The organism is Brevibacterium sp. CFH 10365 (assembly GCF_009299785.1).
Taxonomy (GTDB): domain Bacteria; phylum Actinomycetota; class Actinomycetes; order Actinomycetales; family Brevibacteriaceae; genus Brevibacterium; species Brevibacterium limosum.
In genome coordinates this window covers 140,779-159,253 of sequence record NZ_VIGO01000003.1, presented here as the reverse complement: position 1 = coordinate 159,253, position 18,475 = coordinate 140,779, and the positions used below count along the sequence as shown (strand labels likewise).

General features: G+C 67.2%; 16 protein-coding genes. 13 read left to right on the top strand and 3 right to left on the bottom strand.

Annotation, left to right across the window (positions count from 1 at the left end):
- The first annotated feature begins 31 nt into the window (after nt 1-31).
- Entirely contained in the window at nt 32-1,006 is a 975-nt protein-coding gene (locus tag FHG09_RS06925) for a hypothetical protein (RefSeq protein WP_152346927.1), read from the top strand.
- Between the two features lie 55 nt (nt 1,007-1,061).
- Here FHG09_RS06925 and FHG09_RS06920 read toward each other — a convergent pair whose 3' ends face one another.
- Together FHG09_RS06920 and FHG09_RS06915 are read right to left on the bottom strand one after the other, a co-directional pair.
- Nucleotides 1,062-2,918 (bottom strand): bifunctional sugar phosphate isomerase/epimerase/4-hydroxyphenylpyruvate dioxygenase family protein, encoded by a 1,857-nt coding sequence (locus tag FHG09_RS06920; RefSeq protein WP_152346926.1) that lies wholly within the window; start codon nt 2,916-2,918, stop codon nt 1,062-1,064.
- On the bottom strand, nt 2,915-4,240 hold the full coding sequence (locus FHG09_RS06915; RefSeq protein ID WP_152346925.1) for an MFS transporter: 1,326 nt from the start codon (nt 4,238-4,240) through the stop codon (nt 2,915-2,917). Before FHG09_RS06915 ends, FHG09_RS06920 begins: the two co-directional genes overlap by 4 nt.
- A 252-nt stretch (nt 4,241-4,492) precedes the next feature.
- Between FHG09_RS06915 and FHG09_RS06910 the strand changes: the two genes are divergently transcribed.
- Genes FHG09_RS06910 through FHG09_RS06900 form a run of 3 tightly spaced genes read left to right on the top strand, consistent with a single transcriptional unit; the run spans nt 4,493 to nt 6,617 of the window.
- Nucleotides 4,493-5,242, top strand: coding sequence for an IclR family transcriptional regulator (locus FHG09_RS06910; protein WP_152346924.1), 750 nt, complete (start codon nt 4,493-4,495; stop codon nt 5,240-5,242).
- Between the two features lie 2 nt (nt 5,243-5,244).
- Entirely contained in the window at nt 5,245-5,760 is a 516-nt protein-coding gene (gene aroQ, locus FHG09_RS06905; RefSeq protein WP_152346923.1) for a type II 3-dehydroquinate dehydratase, read from the top strand.
- A complete protein-coding gene (locus FHG09_RS06900) occupies nt 5,757-6,617 on the top strand; it encodes a shikimate dehydrogenase (protein ID WP_152346922.1) in 861 nt (286 codons plus the stop codon). The genes aroQ and FHG09_RS06900 overlap by 4 nt, the downstream gene beginning before the upstream one ends.
- Nucleotides 6,618-6,620: 3 nt before the next feature.
- Here the strand turns inward: FHG09_RS06900 and FHG09_RS06895 are convergent, their stop codons facing one another.
- Nucleotides 6,621-7,430 (bottom strand): DedA family protein, encoded by an 810-nt coding sequence (locus tag FHG09_RS06895; RefSeq protein WP_152346921.1) that lies wholly within the window; start codon nt 7,428-7,430, stop codon nt 6,621-6,623.
- 129 nt (nt 7,431-7,559) lie between these two features.
- Between FHG09_RS06895 and FHG09_RS19780 the strand changes: the two genes are divergently transcribed.
- The 9 genes from FHG09_RS19780 (at nt 7,560) to FHG09_RS06850 (ending at nt 18,474) form a co-directional block, all read left to right on the top strand.
- Entirely contained in the window at nt 7,560-7,970 is a 411-nt protein-coding gene (locus FHG09_RS19780) for a hypothetical protein (protein ID WP_193627301.1), read from the top strand.
- Nucleotides 7,855-9,453: a sensor histidine kinase gene (locus FHG09_RS06885; protein WP_227492601.1), complete on the top strand. Its 1,599-nt coding sequence runs from the start codon at nt 7,855-7,857 to the stop codon at nt 9,451-9,453. The genes FHG09_RS19780 and FHG09_RS06885 overlap by 116 nt, the downstream gene beginning before the upstream one ends.
- On the top strand, nt 9,450-10,109 hold the full coding sequence (locus tag FHG09_RS06880; protein WP_152346918.1) for a response regulator transcription factor: 660 nt from the start codon (nt 9,450-9,452) through the stop codon (nt 10,107-10,109). Before FHG09_RS06885 ends, FHG09_RS06880 begins: the two co-directional genes overlap by 4 nt.
- A gap of 97 nt (nt 10,110-10,206) precedes the next feature.
- Complete coding sequence (locus FHG09_RS06875; protein ID WP_227492600.1) at nt 10,207-11,472, top strand: glycosyltransferase family protein; 1,266 nt, start codon at nt 10,207-10,209, stop codon at nt 11,470-11,472.
- Nucleotides 11,462-12,916, top strand: a complete 1,455-nt coding sequence (locus tag FHG09_RS06870; protein WP_152346916.1) for a glycosyltransferase family 4 protein — start codon at nt 11,462-11,464, stop codon at nt 12,914-12,916. The genes FHG09_RS06875 and FHG09_RS06870 overlap by 11 nt, the downstream gene beginning before the upstream one ends.
- Nucleotides 12,913-14,208, top strand: coding sequence for a glycosyltransferase family 4 protein (locus tag FHG09_RS06865; RefSeq protein WP_152346915.1), 1,296 nt, complete (start codon nt 12,913-12,915; stop codon nt 14,206-14,208). The genes FHG09_RS06870 and FHG09_RS06865 overlap by 4 nt, the downstream gene beginning before the upstream one ends.
- Nucleotides 14,205-16,037, top strand: a complete 1,833-nt coding sequence (locus FHG09_RS06860) for an ABC transporter ATP-binding protein (RefSeq protein ID WP_152346914.1) — start codon at nt 14,205-14,207, stop codon at nt 16,035-16,037. The genes FHG09_RS06865 and FHG09_RS06860 overlap by 4 nt, the downstream gene beginning before the upstream one ends.
- Nucleotides 16,034-17,338, top strand: a complete 1,305-nt coding sequence (locus tag FHG09_RS06855) for a phosphotransferase family protein (RefSeq protein ID WP_152346913.1) — start codon at nt 16,034-16,036, stop codon at nt 17,336-17,338. Before FHG09_RS06860 ends, FHG09_RS06855 begins: the two co-directional genes overlap by 4 nt.
- Nucleotides 17,335-18,474: a phosphotransferase gene (locus FHG09_RS06850; protein WP_152346912.1), complete on the top strand. Its 1,140-nt coding sequence runs from the start codon at nt 17,335-17,337 to the stop codon at nt 18,472-18,474. Before FHG09_RS06855 ends, FHG09_RS06850 begins: the two co-directional genes overlap by 4 nt.
- Nucleotide 18,475: the final 1 nt, after the last annotated feature.

Below are 18,475 nucleotides of genomic sequence, written 5' to 3'. Positions count from 1 at the left end.
AGGGTGCGGCGCATGACGGAAGGTCAGAACAATGGAGATCAAGACCAGAAGCATCCGCAGCCTGGCGTATCGCTGCGAAGAGTTCCTCGATGAGAGTGGGCGGCCGCGCTCGATCAGTTACCCGAACAGCCTCGCGCTGTGCATCCTCGACGCGCTCTTCATGACGGGCTCCCATCCGACCGCGATCGACAACGTCGTCGACCGGTACACCGCCAGGCATGGCGGTGCCGACGGTGCGAAGTCGCTGCGCTATTCGATCGCCGCGGCCGGAGGATCTGAGCGGTGGGCGCGGGAGGTGATCTGCAACCTCAAACCCGCCCATACCCAACCCGGGGCGATGCTCAGAGCCGAGGTCGTCGACCGTGCCACACGGGTGATGGCCGATCACGGCATCGACACCGTCGACGACCTCCTCGCGGCGGTCGGTGACGAACCGTCGACCGGGCGGCATGCCAACGAGGTGGCCCGTGCCTGGAAGGAACTGCCGAGCCAGAAGTCGGGGATCTCCTGGCGGGCACTGCTCATGGTCGCGGGGTCCGATCACTTCGAGATCGGCTACCGGGTGAGAGGATTCTTCGACAGGCCGTTTGGCAGCTTCCCTCGGATGACGGACGACGAGGTGCTCGAGCTGATCTCAGCGACGGCCGACTACCTCGAGGTCGACGACAGGGTGGTCAAGCAGATCGTCTGGCAGGTCTCGCATCGTCGTCTCCGGCCGGACCCGAAGCGCAAGGAGTTCTACCTGCCGTATCCCCTGGATGACGAGCTCGACGAGGAGCCGGATTGGTGGCTTGGGGTGTACGCCCCCGAGGTTCGCAATGAAGCTGGTGAGTGGTCGTCGATCTTCGAACCCGAATTCAGAACTGCCTCCTTCGAGTCCGAGGAGGCGCTCGAATCCCAGCGAGCGTTCGAACCCAAGGGAGAGTTCGCGCCAGCAGACGAGGACGAAACTGACTGGGCAGCGCCGTATCCGCTGTCGGGCACGACCGGTGCTGCTCCTTTCTGACTAGGACGAACGGCTGGTCGCCGACCGGGTTCGGTATCGTTCCGACCCGGTCGACTCAGCCGCCCTCGTTGCGCCGGTGCTGTGCAGCCAGCCGCACCGGCGCATTCGGGGCACCGTAGCCCTGGTAGTCACCTCGGCGTTCGACCATTTCGAAGAACACCGACCCGATCGTCGACGTGTAGAAGTGGAGGAATGCGCCGACGTCGTCTCTGTCGTAGAGGATGTTGTTCTCACGCAGCCGCTCGAGAAGGTCGGGGGCGAGATCGAAACGCGCCTCGAGGTCTTCGTAGTAGTTCTCAGGAACAGGGAGGAAGTCCAGCCCCCGCGAGACTGCGGTCGCGGCCGCAGTGAAGATGTCGTCGCAGGCGAGGGCGACATGCTCGGGATAGCTGCCGGTCGCCGGGGATTCGGCCGCGCGCGGAGCCAGGTTGAGAGGCATCCGGATCGCCCCGTCGGAGCTCGCCATCACCTGAGAGCGGATAAGGCCCGAAGGGCTGGGCACATCGTTCGAGGACTGAGCGTGGAGAGCGAGGAGCGAGGTGTAGAAGAGCACCGCTTCGTCGTAATGGTGCGCGGGCTGCGCCAGGTTCACGTGATCGATTGCCGAGAGTCGGTCATCGGGGACGTTGCCGAACTCCTCGGTCCATGTCGGATCGATGCCGGTCCCATCGCCGAAGAAGACCTCGGAGCCGTCGGGAGCGAACACGCCGCGCAGAACTTCCTCGTCGTGGGCCTGATCGCGGGGCACTTCCGCGGCCTGGAGCAGGATCGCCCGCTCCATGGCGGCGTCGGCATCGGCGACGGCGAAGCCGATGCCCCGCAGATGGGTCCCGGATTCCGCGGATTCTGCTGTCGGATCGGTGGGTACGACAGCCGGATCGGTGGATTCGGTGACGACGATTCGAGCTTGGCCGCGTCGCCACAGCTGCACATGCGGCTTCGTGCGATGGAAGCCGACGAAGCGGAAGCCGAGCTGGTGGATCTGCCGAGTGAGCGCGCCCAGATCATCGGTGTTCAGTTCGACGTAGTCGACACCGCGCGGTTCCGCGACCTGCGGCAGCGGCTGCAGGTCGAGCCTCACACGGTCGCCTCCGGAGTGAGCGGCGGACACATTGGCTTCGAGCCACCGCAGCGAGCGCAGGCCGTCGACGGCGGTGCGCTGAGTATCGGCCTGCCGGAACGAGTCATTGAAGACCTCGAGTGAGACCGGCCCGGCATACCCGGTGGCAGCGACACGAGCGAGGAAGTCGGTGAGATCCCACGAGCCTTCGCCGGGGAAGACTCGGTGGTGGCGGGACCAGCTGAGGACATCCATCGACAGGGCCGGGGCGTCGGCGAGCTGGAGGAAGAAGATCTTCTCACCCGGAATCTCGGCGATGCGGGACAGATCCGTGCTGCGGGAGAGGATATGGAAGCTGTCGAGGCAGGTGCCGATGCGCGGATGATCTGCGGCCCTCACCAGGTCCCACGCGCGATCGTACTCGGAGACGAACCGGCCCCAGGCCAACGCCTCATAGGCGACGTCGATGCCGTATCTCTCAGCCAGATCGCCGAGGCGGCGCAGCTGATCGACGATCACCTCGTCATCGCCGATGGTCGCGGTGGCGACGTTCGAGCACAGCAGGATCATGGTCATGCCGAGTCGCTGCATCAGCTGGAACTTCGCTTCGGCCCGGACCAAGTTGGCGGCGAACTGCTCATCATCGACGCCTTCGAAGTCACGGAAGGGCTGATAGAGATCAAGACTCAACCCGAGCTCTGCGGCCAGCGCCGCGATCGCCTCAGGGGAGTGGGGAGAGACGACGAGATCCTGCTCGAAGATCTCGACCCCATCGAATCCTGCCCTCGCGGCAGCCTGCATCTTCTCTTCAAGCGTGCCCGACAGGCACACTGTGGCGATCGAGGTTCTCATCGTGACCTTTCCTCATGGACGACATCGATCTCTTCCAAGCTCAGTCCCTTCGTCTCCTTCGCCGTCATCGCGACTAGACCGACGACGATGCAGACGCCTGCGGTGAACGCAGCGACCGACACCCAATTCTCTCCTCCCGCGCCGGCGACGGCGGAGGCGAGCACCGGAGCCAGGCCGCCGGAGACCGCGAATCCGACCTGAGTGCCCAGGGCCAGGCCGGTCACTCGTGCCGTCGTGGGGAACATCTCGGCGTAGAACGAGGGCCAGATGGAATTGGCCAGAGAGTACGCGCAGCCGGACATCAGGGCGCCGAAGACGAAGATGAGCGGCCAATTCCCGGCCGAGACCGCACCCAGGTACGGGAACATCATCAGTCCTGACCCGACGGCGCCGGTGATGAAGACCGGTTTCCGACCGAACCTGTCCGAGAGCAGCGCAGCCGCCGGAATCGCGAACAGCGCGACACCGTTGGCGATGACCGAGACGAGCAGCATCGTCGAACGCTCGAGTCCGACGATCGAGGTGGCGAACGACAGCGACCAGACGGTGAAGACCATGTTCACGGTATTGACCATGGCGCACACGGCCACACGGACGACCGCGGCCTTGTGCCACCGGAAGACCTGCATCAGCGGCGGGTTCTCGACCCGGGACTCCTTGAACGCCGGCGGCTCCTCGAGTCCGCGGCGGATGAGCCAGGCGGTGAGCACGACCAGCGCCGACAGCCAGAACGGCACCCGCCAGCCCCAGCTGAACAGGGCCTCATCGGGCAGGAGCGCGGTGAAGGGGATGAAGACCGCGGTCGCGAGCAGGGTTCCGGCCTGAGTCCCGTGCAGGGTCCAGCTCGTCGTCCACGACCGCTTCTCCTCTGCCGAGTGCTCGAGGGAGACGGAGATCGCGCTCGCCTGTTCGCCCGAAGCCGACAGGCCCTGGATGACTCGGCAGAGTACGAGCAGGATCGGAGCCAGCATGCCTACCTGCTCATAGGTGGGAAGGCAGCCGACCACGAAGGTCGAGACTCCCATCATGAACAGAGTGAGCATGAGGACGAACTTGCGGCCGAATCGGTCACCGAGCGGTCCCATGATGAGCGCACCCAGCGGACGCACGACATAGGCGACTCCGACGGTGCCCATGGCCAACAGGATGGCGATTCCCGGTGCAGTGGTCTCGGGGAAGAACAGGGTATTGAGCACCAGGGCCGCGGCGGTGCCATAGACCGCGAAGTCGTAGTACTCCAGCGCGGAGCCCGTCCAACTCGACAGGGCTGCGCGCAGCGGTGTCTTCTTCGTGGGGCGAGCTTCCTCGGTCGCGTTGCTCATGCTTCCTCGCATCTCTCACTCTCAGGGACAGTCGACGGCCTCAGCGCTGTCGAGCGCTCATCGGACCGATGCTGTATTGCCATACTGTGGCAATCGTTGTTACATTGTGGTTTACAGTGTGATCGAGATGACATAGCCTGTCAACGTGGAACGCAGAGATCATGCTCCCGGACATCACACCCGTCCCGGACACTCGGCCTTCCGCACGGCCCAGCACCAACGACCTGCCACAGCAGCGCAAGGAGGCGAAGCATGCCGCCCAAGGGTTCGAACTCGGTGACGAAGACCTTCGAGATGCTCGAGCTTCTCGGTCAATCACCCGAGGGGATCAGCGCCGCCCAGGCCGCCGAGACCACCGGATACCCGTTCTCGACGGCCTACCGTCTCCTCGGCGGGCTCGTCGAATCCGGCTATGCCAGCTTCGATGCGCGCACGAAGATCTACACCCTCGGGATGGAGGTCTTCCGCCTGGCGCAGAAGGTCGCGCACCGACAGGGGCTGTCCGGAGCGACGAAGGATCTCCTGCAGGAGCTGACGAGGTCCACCGGCGAATCGAGCATCCTCGCCGTCCGCCGCGGCAACGCCGCTCTCACCGTGCTCACCGTCGACGGCCCCCAGTTCCGCACGACCACCGATCCCGGAGACGAATCTCCGCTGCACACCTCGGCGCTCGGCCAGGCGCTGCTCGCCCACGACCCGCACGCCGATGCCACGGTCGATGCCCTCGAACTCGTCGCCCGCACTCCGAGCTCGATCACCGATCCCGAGCAGATGCGCAAACGCCTCGAGAAGATTCGCACCGACGGGTGGGCAGGGCAGTCCGAGGAGAACGACATCGGCATGAACGCCCTGGCCGTGCCCGTCTTCGACCTCGACGGAACACTGCTGGCCTCGCTCGCTCTCGCCGCTCCGGTCTTCCGCCGCAGCCTCGACGAGCTCATCGAGTTCGTCCCCCAACTGACCGAGACCGCGGCCTCCATCGCCGCCCGATTCCCGAGGTGAGCATGCCCGAATCGCACACCACGCCCGAGCCGGCCGATCGCGAGGCGATCGATCCCGAAGAGGCCAGCCCCGAGATCCTCGTCCTCAACGGACCCAACCTCAACCTCCTCGGTGAGCGCGAACCGGAGATCTACGGCCGCACCACCTTGGCCGATATCGAGGCCATGTGCGCCGACACCGCCGCCGAGGCGGGGCTGAGCGTCCGCTGCCTCCAGACCAACCACGAGGGCGGGCTCATCGACGCCGTCCACGAGGCCCGGCACACCACGGTCGGGGCGATCATCAACGCCGGAGCGTATACGCACACCTCCCTGGCGCTGCACGATGCGCTGAAGTCCTACGACCACCCGATCATCGAGGTGCATCTGAGCAACCCGCATGCGCGGGAAGCCCTGCGGCACCACTCCTACCTCTCACCAGTGGCGGCGGCCGTCATCGCCGGAGCCGGCGCCCAAGGCTACGTCCACGCGGTCGAGATCCTCATCGACCACCTCACGAACGCGAAAGCGAGACAATGACCTCATCCCTCCTCCTCGGCCTCATCGGCGACGGCATCTCCGCCTCCCGCACCCCGCGGATGCACGAGAACGAAGGCGCCGCTCACTCCATCCCCACGATCTACCGCACTATCGACATCAGCAGCCCCCGCCTCGCCGAGGTGGGACTCGACGAGCTGCTCACCGCGGCGATCCGGCTCGGCTTCAACGGACTCAACATCACCCACCCGTTCAAACAGGAGGTCATCGGCCTCCTCGACGACGTCGAACCGGTGGCCGCGCGCATCGGTTCGGTCAACACCGTCGTCATCGACAGCGCCGGCCGGACGACCGGATACAACACCGACGTCACCGGTTTCGCCGCCGGGTTCCGCGCCGGATTGGACGGCGCCGCCACCGAGGCGGTCGTGCAGATCGGTGCGGGCGGAGCCGGCCGTGCGGTCGGGTTCGCCCTCGCCGAACTCGGAGTCGGCGACCTCATCATCGCCGACACCGATGTGCGACGTGCCGAAGGTTTGGCCGCAGATATCGTCGAGATGAGTGCGGTCGGCACTCGGGCGCGGGCGACCGGGCTCGATGAGCTCGAAGGGGCGGCCGCCTCGGCGCAGGGGATCGTCAACGCCACCCCGGTGGGGATGACGGCCTATCCGGGAACCCCGGTCGACACCTCGGTGTTCGGGTCAAAGACCTGGGTGGCCGACGTCGTGTACTTCCCGCTCGAGACTCAGCTTCTCGCGGAGGCCAGGGCGAAGGGGTGCCGCACGCTCGACGGATCGGGGATGGCGGTCAATCAGGCCATCGACGCGTTCGAACACTTCAGCGGACAGAGGGCGGAGCCGCAGCGCATGCGCGAGACGTTCCTGTCCTTCGGCGCCTGACGTTCAGCCCTGCTCCTTCTTCTGTTTGCGGTATTCCTTGAAGTAGCTGAAGGCGAAGATGCCGACGATCAGGGCCAGGGTCAGCCACAGCGCGTACTTGTCGATGATCTTGAGGATGTCGACGGCGGCCTCCCCGAGCTGATACCCCAGGAACGTCCAGATGAGAGTGAAGATGAGGCAGCCGAGGAGGTCGGCTATGAGGAACAGCGACAGACGCATCCGCGTCCACCCCGCGACGATGTAGACGAGCGTGCCGGGGATGCCCGGGCAACGCGAGATCAGTGTCATGAGGAACAGCGCCCAGTTCGGGATCTTCTTCAGCTGGTTGATGCGTTTGAGCTGGCGTTCGTTCTGCGCGAAGAGCCGCAGCACTCCGTCGCCCCACCGGCGACCGGCCAGCCAGAACGCCCAATCGAGTTTGGCCATGCCGACGAAGCCGGCGACGATGACCAGCCACAGCGGGATCTCACCGACCCGGGCATAGGCGGCGGCCGCGACGATCGAGGTCTTCGCGCCGTTGATGAATTCCTGGACGACCGGGGCATTGACGAGCATCCACGGCCGCAATGGCATGAGGCCGAGGTAGATGAGCGGGACGCCGATGATGATGAACAGCAGCAGCTTGTCGAGGCCGGCCGCCTTGCCCTGCCAGGGTTTGAGCGCCGCCCACGGGTTCTCCTTGGGCTCCGCATCAGTGCCGGCGGCGTCTGCCTCGGTCACGTCAGGGGGCGATTCTGCCTCGGCACGGTTCGTCGATGAGGAGTCTGCGGATACGGGTTCGGCCTCGTCGCGGTCCGCGCGATCGTCGCTCATCGGTGGGCTCCTGCGGGTCGTCGGGGCGGTCGGCGCTTACGGTATCACAGGCACCCGAACACCCCACTTAAGAAGACTCTCATCGCCTCCGGCTCGACTTTGCCGCAGGCCTTGGGCAATGTGGTCGGTATGGGTGGACGATCGAAGATCCTCGGCTGGGTCGTGGCTTGTCTCGTCATCATGCTCGCAATCCTCACCGTGCTCATCGTGCGCAACACCACCCAACCGGAACAGCCGGATCTCAGCCCGGTGGAAGTCACCCCCGGGCCGACGGAGACATCCGAGCCGAAGAAGACCGCCCCCGATGCCGACAGTTCTGCAGACGATGACTCCGGCGGCAGCCCGGCCGACGGCAGGGATGACGCGGACTCGAGAGAGCCGCAGGAGATCGAGCATTCCTACGAACCGGTGCCGAACCCGCCGCGTGAAGTCCCCGACAGCGACGACGACGGGGACGACGACGGCGATGACGCTGTCGGCGATGACGGCGACGATGACGATGATGACGACGGCGATGACGGGGACGATGATGACGACTGAACGGCGCGTCGGGCTGACCGTTCAGAATCGCCTGACACTGGCCGTGGCCGCACTGTCGGTGGTCACCCTCTCCGTCGTCGGTCTCATCCTCTATACGGTCGAGTCGAGCAACGTCTCCAGTCGAATCACCGCGTCCATGGCCCAGGAGATCGGGGAGATGCGGACCTTCTCCGAGAACGGGATCGACCCGCAGACAGGCAGACCATTCACCTCCGTCGATGAGATCCTCAGCAATTTCCTCGCCCAGAACAGACCCGATGAGGATGAGGCGCTTTTCGCCTTCCTCACCGACGGGCGAGTGCTCTATCAGGGCGAGCCCGAGGGCCTCCTCGGCGGTTCGAAAGCCTTCGAGGAAGCAGTGGCCCACGTGGCCGAAAAAGGCGGGGAGATCAGCCTGACCGTCGGTGACGTCGAGTACGAAGGGTTCGTCCTGCCCATCACCGGCACCGAGGCGGGTGCGAACACCGACACCCGGGCCGCGCCCACCGATTCGACGACCCGGACCAAGGGCGTCGGCGAAGTCGCCGGCGGGACGGCGGCGACGAACGGGCTCGGAGCCTTCGTCGTCGTCCACAATGTCTCGGCCAGCCAAGGCGACCTGGTCCAGATCATGCAGATCTACGTCGTCGTCGCCCTCGCGGCAGCGCTCCTCATCTCAGGGATCTCCTCACTCCTGGCACGTCGGCTGCTGTCGCCGGTGACCGAGCTGCGGCGGACGGCCCAGTCGATCTCCGGCGGTGATCTCAGCAGCCGGCTGGCCACGAAGGGCCACGACGACATCGCCGAACTCGGACACACGTTCAACGACATGCTCGACCGGCTCGAAGCGGCCTTCGAGGCCCAACGCCGTTTCCTCGACGACGTCGGACATGAGCTGCGCACCCCGCTGACCATCCTCGGCGGTCATCTCGAGACGATGAACGCCGAGGACGTCGACGATGTCGAGGAGACCCGCACGATGCTGCTCGATGAGACGGACCGGATGGGCCGCCTCGTCGAGGAGCTGCTGCTGCTCGCGCGTGCCCGGCGTCCTGATTTCGTGCGCCTCGCCGAGGTGGATCTCAGCGGAGTCGTGTCCGACTCCCTGGCGAAGGCGAAGGGACTGGGGGACCGGGAGTGGGGCCTTGAGGTGCCCGAAACGCTGAGCTTCCGCGGAGACCGACAGCGCCTGACGCAGGCGCTCCTGCAGCTGGCGGCCAATGCTGTCGACCACACCGAGGACGGACAGAGGATCGTCTTCGGAGCCGGGGAAGACTCGGAGTCCGTGCACATCTGGGTGCGCGATGAAGGCAAGGGTGTGCCCGACGAGATCGCCGAGGACATCTTCGACCGTTTCTGCCGCGGGTCGACGGACGGGGCCGGCTTCGGTCTGGGACTGTCGATCATCACCGCCATCGCCGAGGCGCACGAAGGGACGGTCGTCCTCGACCAGACCACCGTCGGCGCACAGTTCCGGATGATCCTGCCGAAAGGACAGAAGTGAAGAGCATTCTCGTGATCGAGGACGAACAGCGGATCTCCGCCTTCATCTCGAAGGGGCTGACCGCCGCCGGATTCAGTCCGCAGACCGCCGCCGACGGCTTCACCGGTCGGGACCTGGCGTTGACGGGAGACTTCGCGCTCGTCATCCTCGACATCGGTCTGCCCGGTCTCGACGGCTTCACCGTGCTGGAGCAGCTGCGTGAGCGGCGACCCGAACTCCCGGTGCTCGTGCTCACCGCCCGGGACAACCCGGACGACACGATCTACGCGCTCGAGTCCGGGGCGGTCGACTATATGATCAAGCCCTTCCGGTTCGCGGAGCTGCTGGCGCGGGTCCGCCTGCGGCTCAAGGAGAGCCCGCAGGGGCAGGAGGTCACGGAGCTCATCCGCGACGAGGTGCGCATCGACCTGCTCAAACGGCAGGTGTGGGTCAAGGACAGCCTCGTCGAACTCTCGGCTCGGGAGTTGTCCCTGGCCGAGATACTGCTGCGCAACCGCGGCAACGTCCTCTCACGCGAACAGCTGCTCTCCCATGTGTGGGGATTCGACTTCGACCCCGGCTCGAACGTCGTCGACGTCTACATCGGATACCTGCGCAAGAAGCTCGGCACCGATTTCGTCACCACCGTGCGCGGCTTCGGGTACCGAGTGGACTGAACCCCGGAGCCTCAGCGGCCCAACCTAAGATCTTTCTCATCCGCGTCTTAATTCCATCTTAATCACAGCCGACAAGCTGAGATGTATGAGAAGACGATTGAGAATCGCACTGTTCTCCCACGACTCGCTGGGACTGGGCCACCTCCGCCGCAACCGGGCTCTGGCCTTTGCGCTGGCCCGGGACCTGCCGGCGTTGACCGGCCGGGAAGTCTCCGGTCTGCTCATCGCCAGCAGCCCCGAGGCCGCGCGATTCGACCTGCCGACAGGATGGGACTGGGTGATCCTGCCCGGAGTCACCCCCGCCGCCGGCGGTTATGCTCCGCGTGCGCTCGCCTCCTCGATGCAGGGGCTCAGGGCACTGCGGGCGGCAGCGATCTCGGCGATCCTCGACCAGCAGCGCCCGGAGCTCTTCATCGTCGACCGGCATCCGTTCGGCATCGGCGGCGAACTCGCCGAGGCCATCGACCAGGTCCGCGGCCACGGCTGCCGGACCGTGCTGGGCCTGCGCGAAGTCCTCGACACCCCGTCCGTCGTCGATGCCGAATGGGAGAAGGTCGGTGGGCCCGCCCACGTGGCCGATTCCTTCGACGAAGTCTGGATCTACGGCGACGCCGACGTCTACGATCCCCGGTCCACCGGTGAAGTCCCGGCATCGCTGGCTGCCAAGGCCGTCACGACCGGCTACCTGTCACAGGACCGTGCCGATGACGGCGGCGACAAACCGGCAGGCGTCGAGGCGGCAGGGATCGGGGCCCAGCTTTTCGTCCTCACCTGCCTCGGCGGCGGCTCCGACGGCGGCAGCCTCGCCACCATCGCCGTCGACGCGAGACCGCCCGACGGGCACCGCCACCTCATCGTCACCGGTCCGCAGATGGATGCCGAAGAGTTCGACCGACTGCGTGCGCGTGCAGGTGCGGACACCACCGTCATCCGCCACTGCGACGACATTCCCGGCCTCGTCGCCTCCGCCGAGGCGGTCGTGTGCATGGGCGGCTACAACACTCTGGCCGAGCTGATGTCCACGACCACCCCCGCGCTCGTCGTCCCGCGCAAGGGCCACCGAGCCGAGCAGCCCAGACGGGCATTCGCGCTCTCCGCGGCCGGAGCCGTCGACGCCCGCACGATCGACAGCCTCAGCGCAGACGTGCTCAGCGAATGGTTCGCCGGTCGAGCCGGACGGCTCACCGACCGCTCCCACATCGACCTCACGGGACTGGCCACCGTTCCCCGCCTGGCGGCCGAACTCATCGCTGGCGCCAACACCGAACGGCACTCGACGGTCGCTGACCTCACCTCCGAACCGGCCGCCGGAACGACCACTAGTTTCCCTACCAAATCCGAGGAGACCAGCCATGCTGTCTGACACCACCCCGGCACGCCGATCTGCCGGTCGCCGCGCCTATGTGCTCAAGATGTACCCGCGGTTCTCCGAGACCTTCATCGTCTCCGAGATCCTCGCCCGCGAAGCCGCCGGAGAAGACCTCGTGATCTTCTCCCTGCGTCCGAGCACCGACACCCGCTTCCACCCCGAACTCGGCCGCGTGCGTGCCGAGGTCATCCACATCGACCGCCCCTCGAGCGCACGCAGCTTCTGGCAGACCTTCGCCGAGGCCGCAGCGGAACCGCGCGTGGCCGCGGCACTGTCGGGCCGCCTCGGCGAACTCATGGAACTGGGTCACGACGATGCGATCCAAGCGCTCAGCCTTGCCCGGCTGGCCCTCGACCACGAGGTGACGCACCTGCACGCGCACTTCGCCTCAGTGGCGACGACCGTGGCCCGGGCCGCCTCGGCGCTGACGGGAATCCCGTACTCTTTCACCACGCACGCGAAGGACATCTTCCACGAGGATGTCGTGCTCACCGACCTGGCCCGCAAGACCGCCGACGCCGATCATGTGATCGCGATCAGCGCATTCAATCGTCGCTACCTGTCGACGGTGCTCGGGCCGGAGTTGGCCGACCGCATCGTCGTCGTGCGCAACGGCCTCGAACTCGACCGCTTCCCCTACCGGCCCAGGCAGGGCGCACCCGACGGTGCTAAGTCCGATCGCGCACCGAGCACCTCGGGGGAGGTCCCCTCGCTGCTGGCGGTCGGCCGCCTCGTCGAGAAGAAGGGATTCGCCCACCTCCTCGACGCGCTCGCCCGCCTCCGCAGCGAGGGAACGGCCTGCCGTCTCGACCTCGTCGGCACGGGCCCCCTCGACGAGGAGCTGCGGGCACAGTCGCGCAGGCTCGGACTCGCTGACCTCGTCACGTTCCACGGAGCGCTGACCCAGGCCGAGGTGCGCGAGATGCTCACCGACCACGACATGCTCGTCTCCCCGTTCGTCATCGGCTCCGACGGCAACGCCGACGGCCTGCCCACCGTGCTCCTCGAGGGCATGGCCACCGGCATTCCCTGCATCGCCGGGTCCGTCACCGCCGTGCCCGAGATCATCGACCACGGCCGCACCGGATGGCTCGTCGACGGCACCGATGAGCAGAACCTCGCCTCCACCATCGCCGAGGTGGCCGCCGACATCCGTACCAACCCCGCCGACATCCGAACCGTCACCGATGCCGCCCGTGACCGCGTGTGCCGCATGCACGATTCGGCCGCCCAGGCCCGCGAACTCGCGGATCTGGCCGACAGAGCAGCGATCGCAGCGGGTACCGCAGCGCCCGGTGCGCCCGCAGCGCCCGCAGTCCCCGGAGCGCCCGTGGGCGCGTCCGCCGCATCCGGTGCCGCCGGGCGCTGCGCCGAGGCGACGGAGACCGACGCAGCCCCTGCAGTCCCGACGATCCGTGAGATGGAGTCAGTGTCATGAGAATCGCCTATGTCCTCCTCGACCCCGGCATCGGGGTCTTCGGTACGAAAGGTGCCAGCGTCCACGTCCAAGAGGTCGTGCGCACCTTCCGCGCACTCGGCCACGAGGTCAGCGTGTTCTGCACCCGCACCGACGACGACATCCCCGCCGACCTCGCAGACCTCGACGTCACCCGGCTCGAGGTGCCGCGGGGACTCGACCGCTCCCAGCGTGAGATCGCTCTGCTGCGCCTGTCCGATATGCTCGCCGACCTGGTCACGGACACGGTGGCCGCCTCGGAGCAGGGATTCGACCTCGTCTTTGAGCGGTATTCCCTGTTCTCCACCGCCGGTGCGCGCATCAGCCAACGACTCGACGTGCCAATGATCATGGAAGTCAATGCGCCTCTGCTGGACGAACAGCGGACCCACCGGGGACTCGTCCACACAGAACATGCCGCCCGTGCCACCGCGGCGAGCTTCGCCGGAGCCGACCGCATCGTGTGCGTGAGCGAACTCGTCGCCGACTGGGTCCGCACCGACTATCCCGGGCTCGACGACGTCAGCGTCGTCCCGAACGGAGTGAACACGGAACGGATCACACCACGCAGCCGTCACGACCACCTCGGCGATGGTGCCTTTCAGGAACACAGGCCGGTGCGGATCGGGTTCGTCGGCACACTCAAACCCTGGCACGGCACGGATCGGCTCATCGCCGCCTGCGCGGGACTGGTCGGTGACTTCCGCGTCGACATCGTCGGCCACGGCCCCGAAGCCGATGCGCTTGAGGAGCAGGTGCGTGCACTCGGCCTGAGCGGTCGCGTGCGCTTCCACGGGGCGGTGGTGCCGGAAGCCGTGCCGCAGACGCTGCGCGAATTCGACATCGCGGTCGCCCCGTACCCGGCAGGGGAGAACTACTTCTCACCCCTCAAAGTCTACGAATACCTCGCGGCGGGGCTGCCCGTCGTCGCCTCGGCGGTCGGCGCGATCCCCGGCGTGCTGGGAGGCACCGGGGCCGCGATCCTCACCGACCCGGCCGACACCGCGTCTCTCACCGGTGCCCTGCAGCAGCTCATCGACGATTCCGAACTGCGCGCGGACATGGGCGTTCGGGCCCGGGCCGAGGCTGTGGCCCGGCATTCCTGGACGCAGCGATGCCGACAGATCCTCGCTCCGGTGACAGGAGCTGGTCCCGTCGAGGCCGGCACTGCCCCCGTGCATACCGGCGCTGATCCCGCCGGACCCGACGCCGCCTCCGTCGCCACGGAACAGTCCGTGTCGGGACGGCGTCCCACCTCGGCGGTGAGAGCATGAGTACGAAGAAGCTGTCGGCCTCGGCGCTGCGGCGGACCCTGCGGATCATCCGCCCCCACCTGCGCCGACACACGTGGCTGATCATCGGCGGAATGGCCGCACTGCTGGCCGACGTCGTCTTCCGCATCCTCGAGCCCTGGCCGATCAAGATCGCCGTCGATGCCGTCACCGCCGCACTGGGCGCACAGATCGCACCGACCTTCGGCCTCCACGCCGGAGTGGGCACGACGCTCGCGGTCGTGGCCATCGGCCTGGCCGTCATCGTCGGCGGACGAGCTGCGGCGAACTACGCAGCGACGATCTGCTTCGCCCTCGTCGGGGCCCGCGTGGCCACCCGGCTGCGCTCACGCGTGTTCGACCACGTCCAGTCCCTGTCGCTGCGCTACCACTCGAAAGCCTCGATCGGAGACACCTCACAGCGACTCGTCGGGGACATCGGACGGCTGCAGGAAGTCGCCGTGACCGCTGGGCTGCCGCTGGTCGGCAATGTCATCACCCTCGCCGTCCTCCTCGTCGTCATGGTCATCCTCGACCCCGTGCTCAGCGCGATCGTGCTCGCCACCGCCGCCGTCTACGGGCTGCTGTCGAAGGTCACGACGCCGAAGATCACGAAGGCCTCCCGATCCACCCGCAGGGGCGAAGGCCGCCTCGTCGGATCCGCCGCCGAGGCGCTCGGAGCCATCCGCGTCGTCCAAGCCTACGGACTCGAGAAGACCGTGGCCCGCGACTTCGCCGACGGCAACGAACGCGCACTCAAGGCAGGAGTCAGGGCACGCCGACTGGCCGCCGGACTCGAGAGATCCACCGATGTCCTCGTCGGCATCTCGCAGGCCCTCGTGCTCGCGTTCGGCGGGTGGCAGGTGCTGCGCGGGGCGATGTCGCCGGGCGACCTCGTCCTCTTCCTCCTCTACCTCAAGATCGCGATGAAACCGCTGCGGGACATGGCCAAGTACACCGGCCGCATCGCCCGCGCGGCCGCCTCGGGGGAGCGGATCGCCGACCTCCTCGACGAACCCGTCGAGATCGCCGACGCCCCCGACGCCGTGGCCATGGGACCGGTGGCCGGTGACGTCGTCTTCAACCGCATCACCTCGACCGATGCGCATGGTCGACCCCTGTTCGACGAGTTGGATCTGCTCATTCCGGCCGGACAGAAGGTCGGCATCCTCGGTGCCTCCGGGGCGGGAAAATCGACCCTGATGAGCTACCTGCTGCGGCTGTCGCAGCCGGACTCCGGGTCGATCTACCTCGACGGCTACGACACCCACAACGTCACCCGCGCCTCCCTGCGGCAGAACGTGTCGGTCCTCCTCCAGGAGTCCGTGCTGTTCGCCGCGAGCGTGCGCGAGAACATCCGCTACGGTCGGCTCGACGCCACCGATGCCGAGGTGGTCGCCGCCGCCCGCGCGGCCCGCGCCGATGAGTTCATCCGCTCCCTGCCCGACGGCTACGACACCGAACTCGGCAACCGCGGGGACACGCTGTCCGGCGGACAGCGGCAGCGCCTGGCCATCGCCCGGGCCCTGGTCCGCGACGCTCCGGTCGTCGTCTTCGACGAAGCCACGACCGGGCTCGACCCGCAGACCCGCGCCGAGGTGGCCGACTCCGTCTCCGCGCTGACACGGGGACGCACGAGCATCGTCATCAGCCACGACGTGGCGATGATCCGCGGGCTCGACCGCGTGGTGTGGCTCGAGGACGGACGGATCGTCGAGGACGGAGCACCGAGTGACCTGGCCGCTGCTGCCGACTCACGCTTCTCCCGGTGGATCCGCTCGCAGGCCGACGAGACCGGCAGCACACCCACCTATGCAGGAGCCTCAACATGACCGCATCGACGTTCGGGTCCGTGGACGACCCAGTGGACACGAGGTTCGCAATGCTTCCCTACATCGACGAGCTGCGATCGGCGGAAGGACTCTCCCGACGCCTGGGCTTCGCGGTCCGCCCCCGCCGGATCCGCGTGAAACCGGGACGCAGCGCCATCGTCGCCTGGCAGCGGGAGAAACCCGGCCACCTCGGTGAGTTCGCCGACTGGGGGTTCACCGCGGCGATGACGAGCCCGGACAAACTCGCCAACGCACGGCGGCGGGCCGCCCGCCATGGGCAGGAACTGACCGTCCACGAGGCGATCGACCCGCGTGCGGCAGGCGCGACCGGTGCCGTGCTGGTCAGCGGCAGCGTGCTGGCCGACCCCAGGATCGGCAAGCATGTCGCGCGGACGCTCGACCACCTCGGCGGCGACATCGACATCATCGGATACAACCCGGCACGGCGGCTGCTGCTCAAGCACACCCCGGTCCAGGGGGTGCCGGAATTCGTACGGATCGGTGCGGAATCCCAGCGCCACCTCGCCGAGGCGGCCCATCGTTGGCGGCAGGCACAGCTGCCGAGCCTGCCGGTCGAGTTCATCGGACGGCGTCACACCGCCACGCGTTCGCCGTGGTGGGGGACCGGTGACCTGCACGGACACCCGGACCCGAACGTTGCCGAAGAGGTCGGCGTGATCATCGCCGAACTGCACCGGGATATGCCGGACCTGGTGAGCGGACGGGGCAGCGACGCAGACAGGCGGGCGCTCGGCGTCGACGCACTCGCGGTCGGCGAACCGATCGAGCAGGTCGAGACCGTCAGTCGGTCACTGGTTCGTCTGCTGCCGGAGCGAGCGACGGACGTCGCTGAGCTGCTCCTTGAACTGACCGGACGCATCGGATCGAGCCGGGAGCTGCGGGAGATCCACGGAGATCTCAGCCCTGACCAGGTGCTTCTGGCGAACTCCGACTGCCGGATCATCGACCTCGACCGGTCAGGACTCGGACCGATCGGGATGGATCTGGGCCGGTGGATCGCCGCCTGCCGCACCAATCCCGGGCTGGACGAACTCGAGCAGCCCTTCCTCGACGGCTACCGTTCAGCCGGCGGCGAGACATCCGACCTCGGCGCTTGGACGGCCTGGGCGATGCTCACGGCCGCACTCGAACCCTGGCGCAGCTGCTCCGAGACCTGGAGGGACGAGACGATGCAGACCGTCGACGCGGCACTCAGCGCACTTGCCGGCGAATCACACAGTCCGGGAAGCGGAACACAGAGCCCGGGGAGCGGCACCCACGTCGAAGGAGCGACGGTATGAGCGCGCGGAATGAAGACATCGCGCTTGGCATCCCTGCGGCGATCACCATCGACGGTCTCGACTGGCAAGTGCGTCGAGCCTGGCCCGCAGGACCGGGCCGCATTGCCTGGGAAGCAGAGCACTCAAATCGCGGGATCCGGGTCGGCTACCTCGACGAAAGCGGAGTGAAGGTCCTCGATGCCGATCGCGACCCAAAGCTTCCGGGTCTCGCAGGTCTGCTCGAGCAAGGAGGCCGACTCATCTCGCACCGATCGGGCAAGCGCGCCGTCGTCCGTCTGTCCGACGGCAGCTTCGCGAAATGCGTTCGTTCGGGCCGAACTGCGGCAATCCTCGCGGGGCAGCGCCGAGCACAGGCGTTCGCCGTCGGGTTCGCACTGCCGGAGGTCCTCGCCGCCGACGACTCGACTGTCGTCCTCTCCCGACTGCCCGGAGTCGAACTCCACGATCCGGCCCGCCTCGGTGAGGACTGGAAACGGGCGTGGTCCGAATGCCTCGAGGCCTGGGCCCGGGCCGGCTCGGGTGACCAGAGCTGCGATGCAGCGCATGCCGAAACCGCGACGGGCGCCGGGTTCAGAGGAACCGAGACGCCCGTGCACACTGCGGGCTCGGAGATGCGTGTGCTCGCGGAATGGCGAGAGCGGGCCGCGGATCTTCTCGGTTCCCTTCGCCGCCGAGTCGATGGACTCATCGCCGAAGTGAGCACTGAGCTGATCGACCAGGTACCCGAAACAGTGGAAGGGCGCGAATCTGGCTGGGGCCCGATCCATAGGGACCTCCACGACAAGCAGCTGATGTGGGACCCGGTCGCGGGCCCGGGCCTGCTCGACGTCGACACGGTCTGCCTCGGGGAGCGCGAACTCGACCTCGGAAATCTCGCGGCCCACGCCCGCTGGCGATGTGCGCAGGGGATCTGGACCGATTCGGAAGCCGAGGTCGTGCTCGAAGCCATTCGCGCGACTGCCTCGGCGAGCGGATCGGACACAGCACGGGTGCGCACCTATGAGCGGGCTGCCCTGCTGCGGCTGGTCTGCGTCTATGCGTTCAGACCGCGGTGGAGCGATCGCACGGGAATCCTTCTCGACGCTGTCGAGTCGATCCCGTTTGAGGCGGTGGGGCGGCAGGCGTCGACCCGCTAGT

Coding starts and splice junctions, on each gene's coding strand:
- FHG09_RS06925 (WP_152346927.1), top strand. CDS start 32: ATGGAGATCAAGACCAGAAGCATCCGCAGCCTGGCGTATCGCTGCGAA.
- FHG09_RS06920 (WP_152346926.1), bottom strand. CDS start 2,918: ATGAGAACCTCGATCGCCACAGTGTGCCTGTCGGGCACGCTTGAAGAG.
- FHG09_RS06915 (WP_152346925.1), bottom strand. CDS start 4,240: ATGAGCAACGCGACCGAGGAAGCTCGCCCCACGAAGAAGACACCGCTG.
- FHG09_RS06910 (WP_152346924.1), top strand. CDS start 4,493: ATGCCGCCCAAGGGTTCGAACTCGGTGACGAAGACCTTCGAGATGCTC.
- aroQ (WP_152346923.1), top strand. CDS start 5,245: ATGCCCGAATCGCACACCACGCCCGAGCCGGCCGATCGCGAGGCGATC.
- FHG09_RS06900 (WP_152346922.1), top strand. CDS start 5,757: ATGACCTCATCCCTCCTCCTCGGCCTCATCGGCGACGGCATCTCCGCC.
- FHG09_RS06895 (WP_152346921.1), bottom strand. CDS start 7,430: ATGAGCGACGATCGCGCGGACCGCGACGAGGCCGAACCCGTATCCGCA.
- FHG09_RS19780 (WP_193627301.1), top strand. CDS start 7,560: ATGGGTGGACGATCGAAGATCCTCGGCTGGGTCGTGGCTTGTCTCGTC.
- FHG09_RS06870 (WP_152346916.1), top strand. CDS start 11,462: ATGCTGTCTGACACCACCCCGGCACGCCGATCTGCCGGTCGCCGCGCC.
- FHG09_RS06865 (WP_152346915.1), top strand. CDS start 12,913: ATGAGAATCGCCTATGTCCTCCTCGACCCCGGCATCGGGGTCTTCGGT.
- FHG09_RS06860 (WP_152346914.1), top strand. CDS start 14,205: ATGAGTACGAAGAAGCTGTCGGCCTCGGCGCTGCGGCGGACCCTGCGG.
- FHG09_RS06855 (WP_152346913.1), top strand. CDS start 16,034: ATGACCGCATCGACGTTCGGGTCCGTGGACGACCCAGTGGACACGAGG.
- FHG09_RS06850 (WP_152346912.1), top strand. CDS start 17,335: ATGAGCGCGCGGAATGAAGACATCGCGCTTGGCATCCCTGCGGCGATC.